The following is a 15613-nucleotide window of genomic DNA, read 5'->3' on the forward strand; positions in this document are numbered from 1 at the left end:
CCTGTCCGGAATTCAGTTCGGCTTGCGCCACCAGCTTGGCAGCTGATAGCCGAATATGGGGGTCTTTTGCGGATGTTCCAGATAATTCCAGTAAGCGAGCCATTGCTGCGCGTTGTATTGCATCGGCACCATATAGTTGCCGGAGATCAGCAGCCGGTCGAGGACACGAACGGCGGCGACATAGTCTTCCTTGGAACGCGCCCTCAGCATCGCATCGATCGCCGCGTCCACGGCCGGGTCGGCGACGCCGGCAAGGTTGAACGATCCTTCGGCCCTGGCGGCGGAAGAACCCCAGCGGCCGATCTGCTCGATGCCCGGCGACAATGAGTTGTTGAAGCCGCTGGAGCCGATCAGCACCTCGAAATCGAAACGCTGCTTGCGCGACTGGATCTGGTCGCCGTCAAGGCTGCGGATGGTCATCTCGATGCCGATCTTCTCCAGCGTGCGCTGGTAAATGGCGGCAAGCCGCTCCTCATCCTGCGAGGCGGTCAGGATCTCGAAGCCGAAGGGATTTCCCTGCGGGTCGTGCATCACACCGTCCTTGACCGTGTAGCCCTCGCTCTTCAGCAGCTCGAAAGCCACCCTCAGCACCTTTCGGTCCTGGCCCGAGCCGTCGGTGACCGGCGGCCGCCAGCTGCCGTCCATGACATTGGCGGGCACGCGGCCGGGGTAGGGCGCCAGCAGCGCCTTTTCCCTGTCGTCGGCCGGATGGCCGAGCGCGGAAAGCTCGGAATTCTGCCAGTAGCTCATGGTCCGGCTGTACTTGCCGCCGAACAGGTTCTTGTTCGCCCATTCGAAGTCGTAGAGCATGCCCAGCGCGCGCCGGACGGCCGGGTTGGAGAACTTCGGCAGCCTGGTGTTGAACAGGAACCCGGTCACGACGGGCGGAATGCCGGTGTCGAAGGTCTCGGCGACCACGTCGCCCTTGCGGAAGGCAGGAAAGTCGAGATCGCGTTCGCGCTTGACCGGGTCGGTCTCGTCGTCGATGGCGCAGATGCCTTTCTTGAACGCCTCGGTCTTGGCGTTGGCATTTAGGAAGTACTCGATGGTGATCTGGTCGAAATTGTCGAAGCCGCGCTTCGAAGGGACATCCTTGGCCCAATAGTCGGGATTGCGCTTGAACACGATGCGCTGGCCGGGCACCACCTGCGCCACCGTGTAGGGGCCGCTGCCGGTCACAGGCTTCAGCGTCGTCTTGTCGAAGCTGTCCTTGTCGAAGGCATGCTTCGGGATGATCGGCGTCAGCGCGACGATCAGCGGAAACTCGCGGTCGGCCTTGTCGTTGAAGGTGAAGCGCACGCTGCGGTCGCCGGTCTTTTCCAGCTTGGCGATCTTGGCCATGCGGTCGCTGTAGGGCGGGCGGCCCTTGTCGGTGAACACGTCGTAGGTGAACAGCACGTCCTCCGGCGTCACCGGCTGGCCGTCCGACCATTTTGCGTTGGGATTGAGATGGAACTCGATCGACTTGCGCTCGGGATCCATGTCGGCGCTGTCGGCGAGCAGGCCATAGAGGCTGAAGGGCTCGTCATAGTTGCGCTGCATCAGCGGCTCGAAGACCAGATTGCCGTAGATCGTATCCATCATGCCGCGTGCCGTGGTGCGCAGGCTTTTCAGGATGAACGGGTTGAGATTGTCGAAGCTGCCGACGACGCAATAGGTGATGCTGCCGCCTTTCGGCGCATCGGGATTGACGTAGTCGAAATGCGTATAGTCCGCCGGCAGCGCCGGCTCGCCCTGCATGGCGATGGCATGCTTCGGCTCCGACAGCGCCGGTCCAGCAGCAAGGGTCAGAAACGAGGTCGCGGCGATCAGCCAAACGAGAACGCGGCCCATGACCGTCTCCTTGCCAGGCGGCTTGATGATTCGGAATGCACCCTAGAGCATTTCGTGCTCCGATTGAATCGTTGCGGCACGGGGACCGAGCTGCAGGAGCTCGGCGACCGCGGGCGGCCGGCGGAGCTGCGCCAAGAATTGCGGCCGACGGGCTGGATTCGCCATCGCTGGCAGTGTAACAGGCGCTCCGAAGTCATGCTGTTGCCTCATTTCGGCAACAGGTAGCAGGACCACACGGCACGAAGAAGCCGGTCCCGGGATCATTGAGAGGAAGTACACCATATGACGAGCCTGAACAGCAACGCGTACCGCCTTTCGGTCCTGGCCGCAGGCGTGATCGGCTTTCTGGGCGCAGAACTTCCGGCTGCCTCCGCGCAGCAGCAGCAGATTCCGCAGGGCTGGTTCAAGGCCTGCACCAAGCAGGAAGATGTCGACATCTGCAATGTCCAGAACATCGTCACCGCCGGCAACGGCCAGCTCGTCACCGGCATCAGCCTGATCGAGCTGAAGGGCAAGGTGAACCGCAAGGTGTTCCAGGTCACGGTCCCGACCGGCCGTCTGGTCCCTCCCGGAATCGGCCTGCAGATCGACACCGGCAAGGCGCAGAAGCTCGACTATGTGATCTGCTTCCCCGACCGCTGCGTGGCCGAAGTGCCGCTGACCGACCAGCTCGTCGCCTCGTTCAAGAAGGGCCAGGCGATCACGCTGACCTCGGTCAATTTCCAGAACCAGCCGAACCCGATCAAGGTCGCGCTGACCGGCTTCAGCGGCGCCTATGACGGTCCGCCGCTGCAGCAGTCGGACATCGAGGACCGGCAGAAGAAGCTGAAGGACTTCGTGGCCAAGAACAACCAGGACTTCGCCAAGAAGCTCAAGGAAGAGCAGGACAAGGCGAAGACCGCCAACTGATCGCCGGGGACTCCTGAGGGAGTCTTCCTGCTTCGAAAAAAAGCGGGGCATGCCCCGCTTTTTTTGCGCCTCAATGCCGCGACTGTCGTTTCGGTTCGTAGCGACCGTCCGGCCGCTTGTCGAACATCTCGCCGATCTGCGGATGGCGCACCGGCTCGCCCGACTTGTCCTCGAGCAGGTTCTGCTCGGAGACATAGGCGATGTATTCCGTTTCGGAGTTCTCTGCGAGAAGGTGATAGAAGGGCTGGTCCTTGCGCGGCCGCACGTCGGCCGGTATCGCCTCGTACCATTCCTCGGTGTTGGCGAATTGCGGGTCGACGTCGAAGATGACCCCGCGGAACGGAAACAGCCGGTGGCGAACCACTTGTCCGATCGAGAATTTGGCCGTTTTCATCGCACTCACCACTCAGGTTCCAAGGCGCCGTCGGTGACCGCGCAAAGGCGCCTAAGATCTTGAATTTACGCGCTGCGCCGCCAAAAATCGACCCCGACTTTCGGTTGGTGCCTATTTGGCGCAGACGCCGCGTCAATTCAACGCCAAAGCACCGCTCCTATGCCAAGCAACGAGCTGGCGGAGCCGAGGGTTTCCGGCCTGCGGCGGAAATGTCCGGCGAACCTACCGCCGGGACTGCTTGCGCAACCCGCCGGCAAGCGCCTGGAAGCCGCTGCCGGGCCTCAGCCCTTCGCGCATGAAAAAGGCGCGCAACGGCGCGAAGCTGCCGAGCACGCCGAGGCCGGCGCTGCGCGCCAACTGCGCCGGCAGCATGTCGGAGAGCAGGGACCTGTTCAGCAGATTAACCGCGCTGCTGCGCGCCAGAATGTCGGGCCGTCGCCTGGTATCGTAGGTCGCGAGGCACTTCTCCGACCCCGGATCAGAGCTATTTTCGCTGGCGATTCCAATCAGGTCGTCGATATCCCTGATGCCGAGATTGAGACCTTGCGCGCCGATCGGCGGGAAGACGTGCGCGGCCTCGCCAACCAGCGCCACCCGGTTTTGCGCAAAACGCCCTGGCGAGGCGGCCGACAGCGGATAGACCTGCCTGCCGGGGTCGACGGTGACGCGCCCCAGCATCGACTGCATCTGCTCTTCGACGCGCTGCGAGAGCGTTGCGTTGTCGAGCGCCGCCAGTTCCGTCGCCGTCTCCGGCTTCACCACCCAGACAAGGCTGGAACGGTTGCCGGGCAAGGGAACCTGCGTGAACGGGCCGGTCTCGGTGTGGAACTCGGTCGAGGTGAAGGCGTGGTCGCTGCGGTGGCTGAAATTGAGAACCAGCGCCGCCTGTGGATAGGAGCGCACCGATGCGGCGATGCCAGCCGCCTCGCGCGCCGGCGACAAGCGCCCGTCGGCGGCGACCGCCAGGGAGGCGGAAATCTCGCTGCCATCGGCAAGCACGGCATGGGCATGGGTGGTGTCCAGGCGCCAGCTCTCGACCATCGATTTCCGCCATTCGATGCCCACATGCGCGGCAACCGCCCTGGCAAGGGCTGGAACAAGCACGTTGTTGGGCAGGTTCAAGCCGAACTGCTCTTCGCCGATTTCGGTGGCGCGGAAGGTGACCGTCGGGCTGCGGACCAGCCGCCTCGTCGCGTCGACGATGCGCATCACCTTCAGCGGCGCGGCCTTTGGCTTGAGTTCCGCGAGAACGCCCAGCCGCTCGAGGACTTTCAAGGCAGGGTTCATCAGTGCCGTGGTGCGGCCATCCTGGCCATTGGCTTCCGGGCCTGCCAGCGTCACCGCAAAGCCGGCCTCGGCAAAGCCGAGCGCCGCGATCAGCCCGGCCGGACCGCTGCCGGCAACCAATATCCGCGCTGTCTTGTGATGATCCAAATCCGGTATCCAGATCGCAATGCAGGCCCAACTGGCCGCCAACGTCGGTATAGGCCCGATCGCACGGCTTGATCAACGCGGCGATTCGGCCCATTTCGGGTCCATGACCGGCCAGGACCATGATTTCAGCCATCTCGACCGGGCCGGCCGCGCCACGGCGAGCGTCGCGCGCAACCCCCGGCTGGCGGTGACCGTGGCAGTGGGAGCGGCGGTCATGCTGGCCTGGCTCACGCTTGGCGCCATGGCGATCCGCGGCGCCGAAAGCCGGATAGCGGGCGCCTCGGCCCCCGGCGATTTCATGCTGAACAACCTGCCACCGCTGCCGCTGCCGGATTTTCTGGACCGGTTTTTCGCTCTCTGCCTGACACCGGTGTCGTTTGCCGATGCAATCAGCGCCCAGGCGCCGGCGCTTGTCCTGATGTGGTTCCTGATGGCCGTGGCGGCGATGCTGCCTTCCGCAGCACCAATGATCCGCACCTATTGCGAGATCGCCGATACCGCCCGCATCAAGGGCGAGCCGGTCGTCCACCCGCTGGTTCTGGTCGCCGGCTATCTTTGCACATGGCTCGTCGCTTCGGCGCTGTTTGCGGGGCTGACCCTCGGCGTCCATGCTTTTGCTCCGGCGGCGCGATTGCTGGATCCGGTCGTGGGCATTGCCGGGGCGCTGGCCTTGCTGGTCGCAGGCCTCTACCAGTTCAGCGGCTGGAAGGAAGCCTGCCTGACGAAATGCCGGAACCCGTTCTCGATCCTGTTCGCAAACTGGAGCGCGAAACCCCAACGCATCTTCCGGCTCGGCCTGGAACAGGGCCTGTGGTGCCTCGGCTGCTGCTGGGCGCTGATGCTGGTGATGTTCGCCGTCGGCGCAATGAACATCTTCTGGATGGCGTTGATCGGCCTGTTCACCCTGATCGAAAAACAGACCCAGGGCAGGGTGGCAAGCCGGGTCGCCGGTGCGATACTGCTTGTCTGGGGCGCCGCCCTGCTATTAGTTTCGGCCTGAGGGGGGAGAAGTCGATGACGGATCAGGGCTGGGCAATGAAGGGAGAGCTCGTCCTCTCCTGCAATTGCACGGTTTTTTGCCCCTGCGTGCTGTCGCTCGGCAGCCATCCGCCGACCGAGGGTTATTGCCAGACTTGGGCCGGTTTCCGCATCGACGCCGGCCATTTCGGCGACGTCGACCTCTCCGGGCTCAATCTCGGCCTGGTGATGGAAATCCCCGGATATATGAGCCGAGGCAACTGGACCGCCGGCCTGTTCATCGACAAGCGCGCCTCGGTCTACGCGGTCAAGGCGCTGACCAAGATCTTTACCGGCAAGGCAGGCGGCACAACCGCGCTGCTCTCCATCCTGGTCGGAAAATTCCTCGGCGTCGAACAGGCGCCGATCACCTATGAGACGCGTGACAAGACGCGTATCTTCCAGATACCAAAGATCATCGACGGGGCGGTGACGCCGGTTCCCGGCAAGGACCGCGAGAAGGATACGGTGATCAGCAACTCCGAGTACTGGATCGCGCCGGAAATCATCGTGGCGAAGTCCGACAAGAGCAAGATGCGCGCCTTCGGCCGCAACTGGAACTTTGCCGGCCGTTCGGCCGAGATCTGCAAACTGGACTGGCGGGGCCCGTGAGCAAGAACACTACGGCCAGGAAAGCCGCCAAGAAAATCGCCGATCGGATTCCGCGACCGAAGAAGAAGGTCACGTGGCCGCAGGCGCGCGCCTTTTCGGTGCACCTGCTGACGGCATCGGGCTCGTTCCTGGCCTTCCTGTCGCTGGTCGCGGCGAGCGAGCAGCGCTGGACGGCGATGTTCTGGTGGCTGGGCCTGGCGCTGTTCGTCGACGGCATCGACGGACCGATCGCCAGGAAGCTCGAGGTAAAGGAGATTTTGCCGACATGGTCGGGCGAGCTCCTCGACAACATCATCGACTACGTGACCTACGTGCTCATTCCGGCCTTCGCGCTCTATCAGCGCGGCTTCATGGGCGAGAAACTATCCTTCCTGTCGGCGGCCATCATCGTGGTGTCGAGCGCGATCTACTATGCCGACACCGGCATGAAGACGAAGGAGAATTTCTTCAAGGGATTCCCGGTCGTCTGGAACATGGTGGTGTTCACGCTCTTCGTCATCGAGCCCGGGCAGTGGGTTTCCTTCGCCGTGGTGGTGGTCGCCGGCATCCTCACCTTCGTGCCGATCAACTTCATCCATCCGGTTCGCGTGGTGCGGCTGAGGCCGATCAATCTCGGCATGACGCTCTTGTGGTGCGCCTTCGGCGCGCTGGCGCTGGCGCAGGCAGCGCTCGCCGCCTTCTACGACCAGATCGGCGTGCTGGGCGAACAGGTGAGCGTCTTCACCAAGGTCGGCATCACGGTCACCGGACTTTACCTCGCCTGCATCGGCGGTATCATGCAGTTCTTTCCAAGGCTCGGCGCCAAGCCCGGCGCCCGGAAAGACTGATCCCCGCGAAGGCCGGTTCCCAGGACGGCCCGATCCCAAGAGAGACTGCCCAATGCCCAAAGCGATCCGCATCCACGCCCATGGCGGCCCGGAAGTACTGATCTATGAGGACGCCGATCCGGGCCAGCCAGGCACCGGGCAGATCCTGATCAGGCACACCGCGATCGGCCTCAACTTCATCGATGTCTACCATCGCTCGGGCCTCTATCCGCCGCCCGGCGGCTTTCCGCTGATCCCCGGCGGCGAGGCGGCCGGCGTGGTGCTCAAAATCGGTGCCGACGTCGATTGGCTGAAGCCCGGCGACCGCGTCGCCTACGCCGTCAATGTCGGCGCTTACGCCGAGCAGCGGGTCATTGCCGCGGACCGCGTGGTGAAGGTGCCCGACGGCATCAGCGACGAGCAGGCGGCGGCGATGATGCTGAAGGGCATGACTGCGGAGTATCTCCTGCGCCGCACCTTCAAGGTGAAGGCGGGCGACACCGTCCTGTTCCATGCGGCGGCCGGCGGCGTCGGCCTGATCCTCGGACAGTGGGCCAAGCATCTCGGCGCCACCGTCATCGGCACGGCGAGTTCCGCCGACAAGATCGAGCTCGCCAGGGCACATGGCTTCGACCATGTCATCAACTACAAGGAGCAGGATTTCGTCGCCGGCGTCGCCGCCATCACCGGCGGCAGGAAATGCGATGTCGTCTACGATTCTGTCGGCAACGATACGTTTCCCGCCTCGCTCGACTGCCTGAGGCCGCTCGGCACCTTCGTCAGCTTCGGCCAGTCCTCCGGGCCGATCCCGCCCTTCTCGATGTCGCTGCTGGCGCAGAAGGGCTCGCTGTTCGCCACCAGGCCGACGCTGTTCGTCTACAACGCCAGGCGCGAGGATCTCGTGGCGTCGGCCGAAGCCCTGTTCGACGTCGTGCTGAGCGGTGCCGTAGAGATCAAGATCAACCAGCGGTACGCGCTCAAGGACGCCGGCCGGGCGCATTCGGATCTCGAAGGAAGGCGTACGACGGGCACGACAGTCCTCATCCCCTGACGTCGTCGTTTTCGGCGGTTTGCCGCCGCCGTAAGCATTGGTCGCCCGAAAAGACAGCTCCCGATTTTCGTGGTCTTGCGGAGTACTTTTTTACCGCTTGAGTTTCCGCTGAAATTCTTGAAGCTCTTTCAAGTCGCGTGCCGCTTTCCGACGGGAGCCGGCCGCGCATACCATGCTTGCGGGAACACAGAACATATCTGGCAAACCAGATGGGAGGCACTGTGAGTGCAAATCACGACAGCGCGAATCTGCTTGAAGTTCGCGGGCTGACCAAAATTTTCGGCACGCTGACGGCGTGCAACCATGTCGACCTCAACATCGCGAAGGGCGAGATCCACGCGTTGCTCGGCGAGAACGGCGCCGGCAAGTCGACGCTGGTCAAGATGCTGTTCGGATCGCTGGAGCCGAATTCTGGCGAGATATTCTGGGACGGCCAGCCCGTCCGGATTGCCAGTCCCGGCGCCGCCAAGAAGCTCGGCATCGGCATGGTGTTCCAGCATTTCTCGCTGTTCGAGGCGCTGACGGCAGCCGAGAACATCGCGCTGTCGCTGGACGACGGCTCGCCCATCAGCAGCATCGCCGCCAAGGCGCGGGCGCTCTCCTACAGCTACGGGCTGCCGCTCGACCCGGAATCGCTGGTCGGCGACCTCTCCGTCGGCGAACGCCAGCGCATCGAGATCATCCGCTGCCTGCTGCAGACGCCGCAGCTCATCATCCTCGACGAGCCTACATCGGTGCTGACGCCGCAGGAAGCCGACAAGCTGTTCGAGACGCTGGAAAGGCTGCGCTCGGAAGGCAAGTCGATCCTCTACATCTCGCACCGGCTGGAAGAGGTCAAACGCATCTGCGACCGCGCCACGGTGCTGCGTCACGGCAAGGTGGTCGGCCATTGCAATCCGCGCCAGGAAACCGCGGCCTCGCTCGCCCGTATGATGGTCGGCAACGAGGTGAAGGCGGTGGTGCGCGCGCCGGCCGAAGGCATCGAGACGGCGCCGGCGCTGCTCGAGATCCGCGCGCTGACCCGCAAGCCGGCGACGCCGTTCTCGATCCCGCTGAGGAACATCAACCTCACAGTGCGCGCCGGCGAGGTGATCGGCATCGCCGGCGTCGCCGGCAATGGCCAGGGCGAATTCTTCGAATCCGTCTCCGGCGAAGCGCTGCAGCCGGAGGCTGGCTCGGTACGCATCCGCGGCAAGGACGCCGGCGGTCTGAGCATCACCGGCAGGCGGCTGATGGGCGCTGCCTTCGTGCCGGAAGAACGGCTCGGCCACGGCGCCGCGCCGCGCATGAAGCTGTCGGAGAACCTTTTGCTCTCGCGCCACGCCACCGACGGCAAGGCCTTCGTCGGCTCCGGCGGCATGGTCAAGAGCGCCGCCATTTACGCTGCTTCCCAGCGCATCATCGAGGTGATGGACGTTCGCAAGAGCGCGCCCGATCCGGAGGCCGCGGCATTGTCCGGCGGTAATCTGCAAAAATTCATCGTTGGGCGCGAGCTCGACCGCAAGCCAAGCGTCATGGTGGTCAACCAGCCGACCTGGGGCGTCGACGCGGGGGCCGCCGCCCACATCCGCCAGGCACTGATCGAACTGGCGCGCAGCGGCTCGGCGGTGCTGGTCATCAGCCAGGATCTCGATGAGCTGTTCGAGATCTCCGATGCGATCGCCGTGATGCACAATGGCGAATTGTCGAAACCGCTGCCGATCGCCGAGGCGACCTTCGAGAAGATCGGCCTCTTGATGGGCGGGGCCGAGCCCGGCCACGCCGAACACACGCTGGAGACGGCATGATGCGCCTCGAACTCGTCAAACGCCCGCAGCGCTCGGCGCTGTTTTCGGTGCTGTCGCCCTTCATCGCATTCGCGCTCACGATCGTCGCAGGCGCCATCATGTTCGCGCTGCTCGGCGTCAACCCGCTCAACGCCTTCACGATCTATTTCATCGAGCCGATCAGCCAGGTCTGGCAGCTGCACGAACTGGCGATCAAGGCGGCTCCGCTGATCCTGATCGCGGTCGGCCTGTCGGTCTGCTACCGGGCCAACATCTGGAACATCGGTGCCGAGGGCCAGCTGATCTTCGGCGCCATCTTCGGCTCCATCATCCCGGTGGTGTTCCCCGGCTTCGAAGGGCCGCTGGTGCTGCCGCTGATGCTTATCCTCGGCATGTTCGGCGGTGCTGCCTACGCCGCCATCCCGGCGCTCCTGAAGACGCGGTTCAGCACCAACGAGATCCTGACCAGCCTGATGCTGGTCTATGTCGCGCAGCTTTTCCTCGACTGGCTGGTGCGCGGTCCCTGGCGCGATCCGCAGGGCCACGGCTTTCCGCAGACCATCCAGTTCGGCGACTCCGCCATTCTGCCGGAGCTGATGCCGGACGCCGGACGCGCCAATTGGGGCTTCGTCTTCGCCCTGGTCGCCGCCGTGCTGATCTGGCTCTTGATGAGCCGCATGCTGAAGGGCTTCGAGGTCCGTGTGCTGGGCTCCAGCCCGAGGGCAGGGCGCTTCGCCGGCTTCGGCTTCAACCGCATGGTGTTCTTCACCTTCCTCCTGTCGGGGGCGCTCGCCGGACTTGCCGGCATCTCGGAAGTCTCGGGCGCGATCAACCAACTGCAGCCCGTGATATCGCCCGGCTACGGCTTCACCGCCATCATCGTAGCCTTTCTCGGCCGGCTCAATCCGCTGGGCATCATCGCGGCGGGCCTGGTTCTGGCGCTGACCTATCTCGGCGGCGAGGCCGTGCAGAGCGCGCTCGGCATCTCCGACAAGGTGGCGCGCGTCTTCCAGGGCATGCTTTTGTTCTTCGTGCTCGGCTGCGACACGCTCATTCACTACCGCATTCGTCTGATCGGCTTCGCCGCGCCAAAACTCGAGGCCGCGCCCAAGCTGGAGGAGGCACGCTGATGGACATCACCGTCAACATCCTTTTGACCATCGCCACCGCGGCGACCCCGCTGCTCATCGCGGCGATCGGCGAGCTGGTGGTCGAGCGCTCTGGCGTCCTCAATCTCGGCGTCGAGGGCATGATGATCATGGGCGCCGTCGGCGGCTTCGGCGCCGGCTACCTGACCGGTTCGCCGTGGATCGGCCTGCTCGCGGCGATCGTCGTGGGTGCGCTGTTCTCGCTGCTCTTTGCCGTCATGACGCTGTCGCTGGCCACCAACCAGGTGGCGACCGGGCTGTCGCTGACGCTGCTCGGCCTCGGCCTCTCCGGCATGATGGGAACGAGCTTCGTCGGCCAGCCGGGCCAGCGCCTGCCCAATCTCGACATTCCCGGCCTGAGCTCGATCCCGGTCGTCGGCAAGCTCATCTTCGGCCAGGATCCGGTCTTCTACATCTCGATCGTGCTGACCGCCGCCGTCATGTGGTTCCTGTTCAGGACCCGCACCGGGCTCACCTTGCGCTCGATCGGCGACAGCCACACTTCGGCGCATGCGCTGGGCATCCAGGTGATCCGCTACCGCTATCTGGCGGTGATCTTCGGCGGCGCCTGCGCCGGCCTTGCCGGCGGACATCTGTCGCTGGTCTACACGCCGCAGTGGGTGGAGAACATGTCTGCCGGGCGCGGCTGGATCGCGCTGGCGCTGGTGGTGTTCGCCTCCTGGCGGCCGTGGCGGGTGCTCGCCGGCGCCTACATCTTCGGCGCGGTGTGGATCGGCCAGCTTCATGCACAGGCTTTTGGCATTCCGATACCGTCGCAGATGCTTTCTTCGTTGCCCTATCTGGCAACCGTCGTGGTTCTCGTTCTAATCTCGCGCAACAAGCGTCTGACGATGATGAACACGCCGGCTTCCTTGGGGCAGCCATTCGTTCCGGATCGTTGACAACAACAAAAAGACGGGAAGCTCCAAGGCTTAACTCAGAGAGGTAACACGATGAAAAAACTGCTTATTGCCCTGATGACCACGACCGCCGCGATTTCGCTGGCGGCGACGGCCGAAGCCGCCGACAAGCTGAAGGCGTGCTGGGTCTATACGGGCCCGATCGGCGACTTCGGCTATTCCTACCAGCACGACCAGGGCCGCCTCGAGGTGGAGAAGGCGCTCGGCGACAAGGTCGAGACCGCCTATCTCGAGAACGTCTCGGAAGGCCCCGACGCCGACCGTGCCTTCGAGCGCCTGGCGCGTGAAGGCTGCAAGCTGATCTTCGGCACCTCCTTCGGCTTCATGGATGCCGAGGTGAAGGTGGCCAAGAAGTTCCCGAAGGTGATGTTCGAGCACGCCACCGGCTACAAAACCGGCGACAACCTCGGCATCTACAATGCGCGCTTCTATGAAGGCCGCTACGTGCTCGGCCAGATCGCCGCCAAGGAATCGAAGGCCGGCGTCGCCGGCTACATCGTCTCCTTCCCGATCCCCGAAGTTGTGATGGGCATCAACTCCTTCATGCTCGGTGCGCAGTCGATCAACCCGAACTTCAAGGCCAAGATCGTCTGGGTGAACTCCTGGTTCGATCCGGGCAAGGAAGCCGACGCCGCCAAGGCGCTTTTCGACCAGGGCGCCGACATCGTCGTCCAGCACACCGATTCCACCGCAGCCCTGCAGGTGGCGGAAGAGCGCAAGCTGCACGGCTTCGGCCAGTCCTCGGACATGATCAAGTTCGCGCCGAAAGCGCAGCTTACCTCGCTGACGGACGAATGGGGTCCGTACTACATCAGCCGCGTCCAGGCCGCCATCGACGGCACCTGGAAGCCGGACAATGTCTGGCTCGGCATCAAGGACGGCGCCGTCAAGCTGGCGCCGTTCACCAACATGCCCGACGACGTCAAGGCGATGGCCGAGGCCACCACCAAGAAGATCGCCGACGGCTGGAACCCCTTCACCGGGCCGATCGCCAAACAGGACGGCTCGCCGTGGCTGAAGGACGGCGAGGTCGCAGACGACGGCACGCTGCTCGGCATGAATTTCTACGTCAAGGGCGTCGACGACAAGCTGCCGCAGTAAGCGATTGGAATATAAGACAAAAGGGCGCCGCTTGGCGCCCTTTTTCATTCGGCCGGCTGGGCGGTGGTGCGGCGCAGTCTCCATCGCCCGGCCTCGACCGCCCGCCCAAGCCGGATCCGGAGCATGCGCTGCGCCGGCCGCTCGAAATAGTGCCAGATCGCCGAGGAGACAAAGAGCATGAGCGCGACGCAGGCAAGGGCGGCCACCCATCTGCCGGCCAGCGGTGTGGCGGCGTTGATGACGAGATAGCCGACGTTCTGGTGCAGGAGGTAGAGCGGATAGGTCAGGCCGCCGAGCGCCAATGTCAGCGAGGACGAGCTGATATGGCCGCGCAGCAAGACAGCGGCAATCAACGCGCCATGCATGACGACATTTGCGGCCACCAGATTGACGGTCGGAACGGCGGCGCCATAGGCCTCCAGCATCCACTGCTGGGTCACGGTGATGGTGCAGCTGGAGATCAGGAACGCAGCCGCGAGGAGCAGCAAGGCGGGCCTTGAACGGCCATGCGCGTGAAGGTGGTGGACCAGCAGGCCGGCGGCGAAGAGTGGGCCGAACTCGGTGATGAACAGGAGCCTGATCGCGCGGCTGCCGATGAAGACCTCGTTCAACGTGGAGATCGCCAGCCAGACGAAGATCAGCTGCAGCTTTCGGTTCCGGAAAGCGCCGGTCGCCATGGCGAGCGTAACCCAGCCGTAGAAGATCAGCTCCAGGAAGATCGACCAGTAGACGCCGTCCATGAAAGGCTGGCCGAAGACCGGCGCCACCATCGACAGATTTGCTGCATACTGCGCCAAGGAGGTCGAAAACAGCGGCGCGCCGAAAGAGACGACAGCCGCGAAGCTGATCGTCATGCACAGCGCGAAGCCGGGATGGAGGCGGGCGAAACGCGCAATCGCGAACTGCTCCCAGCCGCGGCTTTCCGCCGACCAGGCAATGACGAAGCCACTGATCAGAAAGAACAGATTGACCCCGAGATAGCCGTAGATGGCGATGGGCGCGATATCCGCAAAGCCAGCGCCGGCAAGATCGCCAGCAGCCGCGCCGCGAAAGAAATAGTGAAAGAATACAACGGCAAGCGCCGCCGCCAGCCGCAACAGGTCCAGCGTCGCGATATAGTCCTGCCGCGCCGGTCTGGCGTCCATGCGACCCTCGCATCTACGGTCCGGAACGCATAGCGCGGATCGCGATGGAACGGGATACGGAGGCCGGACCTATCGCAAGTTGTAGTAAATGCGGCGAATTCCAAACCCGTCAGACCGCAGAGCCGTAGAGATCGTAGGCGTCGGCGCGATCGACCTTGACGGTGACGATGTCGCCGGCGCGCAGCGGACGGCGCGACTGGATGTGCACCGAACCGTCGATCTCCGGCGCGTCATATTTGGTGCGGCCCTTGGCCGACGTGCCGTGCGCCTCGTCGATCAGCACCGGCAGGCGCTTCCCGACCTTCCTGGCGAGCTGCGTGGCCGAGATCTTCTGCTGGCGCTGCATGAAACGATGCCAGCGCGCCTCCTTGATCTCCTGCGGCACCTGCTCGAGACCGAGATCGTTGGAGCGGGCGCCCTTGACCGGCTCGTATTTGAAGCAGCCGGCGCGGTCGATCTTGGCCTCGTCAAGCCAGTCGAGCAGCATCTCGAAATCTTCGTCGGTCTCGCCGGGGAAGCCGACGATGAAGGTCGAGCGGATGGCGAGATCCGGGCACACCTCGCGCCAGCCGCGGATGCGCTCAAGCGTCTTTTCGCCATGCGCCGGCCGGCGCATGTTCTTCAGCACCTGCGGCGAGGCATGCTGGAACGGGATGTCGAGATAGGGAAGGATCTTGCCCTCCGCCATCAGCGGAATGACGTCGGCGACATGCGGGTAGGGATAGACATAGTGCATGCGTATCCAGATGCCGAGCTTGCCGAGTTCTTCGGCCAGGTCGAGGAACTTCGCCTTGACCTCGCGGTCGCCGAACATGCTGGTCTGGTACTTGATGTCGATGCCGTAGGCGCTGGTGTCCTGCGAGATGACGAGGATCTCCTTGACGCCGGCCTTGGCAAGCTTCTCGGCCTCGCGCAACACGTCTGCAGCCGGCCGCGAAACGAGGTCGCCGCGCAGCGCCGGGATGATGCAGAAAGTGCAGCGGTTGTTGCAGCCCTCGGAGATCTTCAGGTAGGCGTAGTGGCGCGGCGTGAGCTTCACGCCTTGCGGCGGCAAAAGGTCGATGTAGGGGTCGTGGCTGGGCGGCGCCGCCTCGTGCACCGCCGCCATGACGCTCTCATAGGCTTGCGGTCCGGTGATGGCGAGAACGTTGGGATGCTTCTCGCGGATCACCTCCGGTTCGGCGCCGAGGCAGCCGGTGACGATGACGCGGCCGTTCTCGGACAGCGCCGAGCCGATGGCGTTGAGCGACTCGTCGCGGGCGGAATCGAGGAAGCCGCAGGTGTTGACCACGACAAGATCAGCGCCGTCATGCTTGCGGGCGATCTCATAGCCTTCGGCACGCAGGCGCGTGATGATGCGCTCGGAATCGACGAGCGCCTTCGGGCATCCAAGACTGACGAAACTGACGCGAGGGGCAGACATTAGGTTTTCCGGGCTTTTCGGGATCGGCGGGCGCAATACCACACTAATTGCGGC

General features: G+C 64.1%; 14 protein-coding genes. 9 read left to right on the forward strand and 5 right to left on the reverse strand.

The genetic code is table 11. The annotated features are described in order from the left end of the window. Positions 1–12: 12 nt before the first annotated feature. Positions 13–1833, reverse strand: coding sequence for an extracellular solute-binding protein (locus PU724_RS25840; RefSeq protein ID WP_127394104.1), 1821 nt, complete (start codon positions 1831–1833; stop codon positions 13–15). Positions 1834–2115: 282 nt separating this feature from the next. Here PU724_RS25840 and PU724_RS25845 point away from each other — a divergent pair, with 282 nt between their 5' ends. Beyond that, positions 2116–2742, forward strand: coding sequence for an invasion associated locus B family protein (locus PU724_RS25845; protein WP_126054534.1), 627 nt, complete (start codon positions 2116–2118; stop codon positions 2740–2742). A gap of 70 nt (positions 2743–2812) precedes the next feature. Here PU724_RS25845 and hspQ read toward each other — a convergent pair whose 3' ends face one another. Beyond that, positions 2813–3136, reverse strand: a complete 324-nt coding sequence (gene hspQ / locus PU724_RS25850) for a heat shock protein HspQ (RefSeq protein WP_128346819.1) — start codon at positions 3134–3136, stop codon at positions 2813–2815. Between the two features lie 222 nt (positions 3137–3358). Next, on the reverse strand, positions 3359–4570 hold the full coding sequence (locus tag PU724_RS25855; RefSeq protein WP_354421731.1) for a UbiH/UbiF family hydroxylase: 1212 nt from the start codon (positions 4568–4570) through the stop codon (positions 3359–3361). Between the two features lie 103 nt (positions 4571–4673). Here PU724_RS25855 and PU724_RS25860 point away from each other — a divergent pair, with 103 nt between their 5' ends. The 8 genes from PU724_RS25860 to PU724_RS25895 all read left to right on the forward strand — a co-directional run bounded on the left by PU724_RS25860 (position 4674) and on the right by PU724_RS25895 (position 12991). Continuing rightward, on the forward strand, positions 4674–5570 hold the full coding sequence (locus tag PU724_RS25860; RefSeq protein WP_354421894.1) for a DUF2182 domain-containing protein: 897 nt from the start codon (positions 4674–4676) through the stop codon (positions 5568–5570). Positions 5571–5584: 14 nt separating this feature from the next. Continuing rightward, positions 5585–6199 carry a DUF1326 domain-containing protein gene (locus PU724_RS25865; RefSeq protein ID WP_127311367.1) on the forward strand — a complete coding sequence of 205 codons (615 nt, stop codon included), beginning with the start codon at positions 5585–5587 and terminating at the stop codon, positions 6197–6199. Beyond that, positions 6196–7026, forward strand: coding sequence for a phosphatidylcholine synthase (pcsA, locus tag PU724_RS25870; RefSeq protein ID WP_128275701.1), 831 nt, complete (start codon positions 6196–6198; stop codon positions 7024–7026). Before PU724_RS25865 ends, pcsA begins: the two co-directional genes overlap by 4 nt. A gap of 52 nt (positions 7027–7078) precedes the next feature. Further along, entirely contained in the window at positions 7079–8056 is a 978-nt protein-coding gene (locus tag PU724_RS25875) for a quinone oxidoreductase family protein (protein ID WP_292348813.1), read from the forward strand. A 209-nt stretch (positions 8057–8265) separates the two neighbouring features. Next, on the forward strand, positions 8266–9843 hold the full coding sequence (locus PU724_RS25880; protein WP_354421728.1) for an ABC transporter ATP-binding protein: 1578 nt from the start codon (positions 8266–8268) through the stop codon (positions 9841–9843). Then, positions 9840–10952 carry an ABC transporter permease gene (locus PU724_RS25885; protein ID WP_292100855.1) on the forward strand — a complete coding sequence of 371 codons (1113 nt, stop codon included), beginning with the start codon at positions 9840–9842 and terminating at the stop codon, positions 10950–10952. The genes PU724_RS25880 and PU724_RS25885 overlap by 4 nt, the downstream gene beginning before the upstream one ends. Beyond that, positions 10952–11872 (forward strand): ABC transporter permease, encoded by a 921-nt coding sequence (locus tag PU724_RS25890; protein WP_127282244.1) that lies wholly within the window; start codon positions 10952–10954, stop codon positions 11870–11872. The genes PU724_RS25885 and PU724_RS25890 overlap by 1 nt, the downstream gene beginning before the upstream one ends. A gap of 51 nt (positions 11873–11923) precedes the next feature. After that, positions 11924–12991: a BMP family ABC transporter substrate-binding protein gene (locus PU724_RS25895; protein ID WP_292100851.1), complete on the forward strand. Its 1068-nt coding sequence runs from the start codon at positions 11924–11926 to the stop codon at positions 12989–12991. A gap of 44 nt (positions 12992–13035) precedes the next feature. Here the strand turns inward: PU724_RS25895 and PU724_RS25900 are convergent, their stop codons facing one another. Next, positions 13036–14136: an acyltransferase family protein gene (locus PU724_RS25900; protein WP_354421726.1), complete on the reverse strand. Its 1101-nt coding sequence runs from the start codon at positions 14134–14136 to the stop codon at positions 13036–13038. A 109-nt stretch (positions 14137–14245) separates the two neighbouring features. Next, positions 14246–15559 carry a 30S ribosomal protein S12 methylthiotransferase RimO gene (gene rimO / locus PU724_RS25905; RefSeq protein WP_128275869.1) on the reverse strand — a complete coding sequence of 438 codons (1314 nt, stop codon included), beginning with the start codon at positions 15557–15559 and terminating at the stop codon, positions 14246–14248. Positions 15560–15613 lie beyond the last annotated feature (54 nt).

Origin of the sequence: Mesorhizobium abyssinicae, assembly GCF_049887195.1 — a bacterium.
Classification (GTDB): Bacteria; Pseudomonadota; Alphaproteobacteria; order Rhizobiales; family Rhizobiaceae; genus Mesorhizobium; species Mesorhizobium abyssinicae.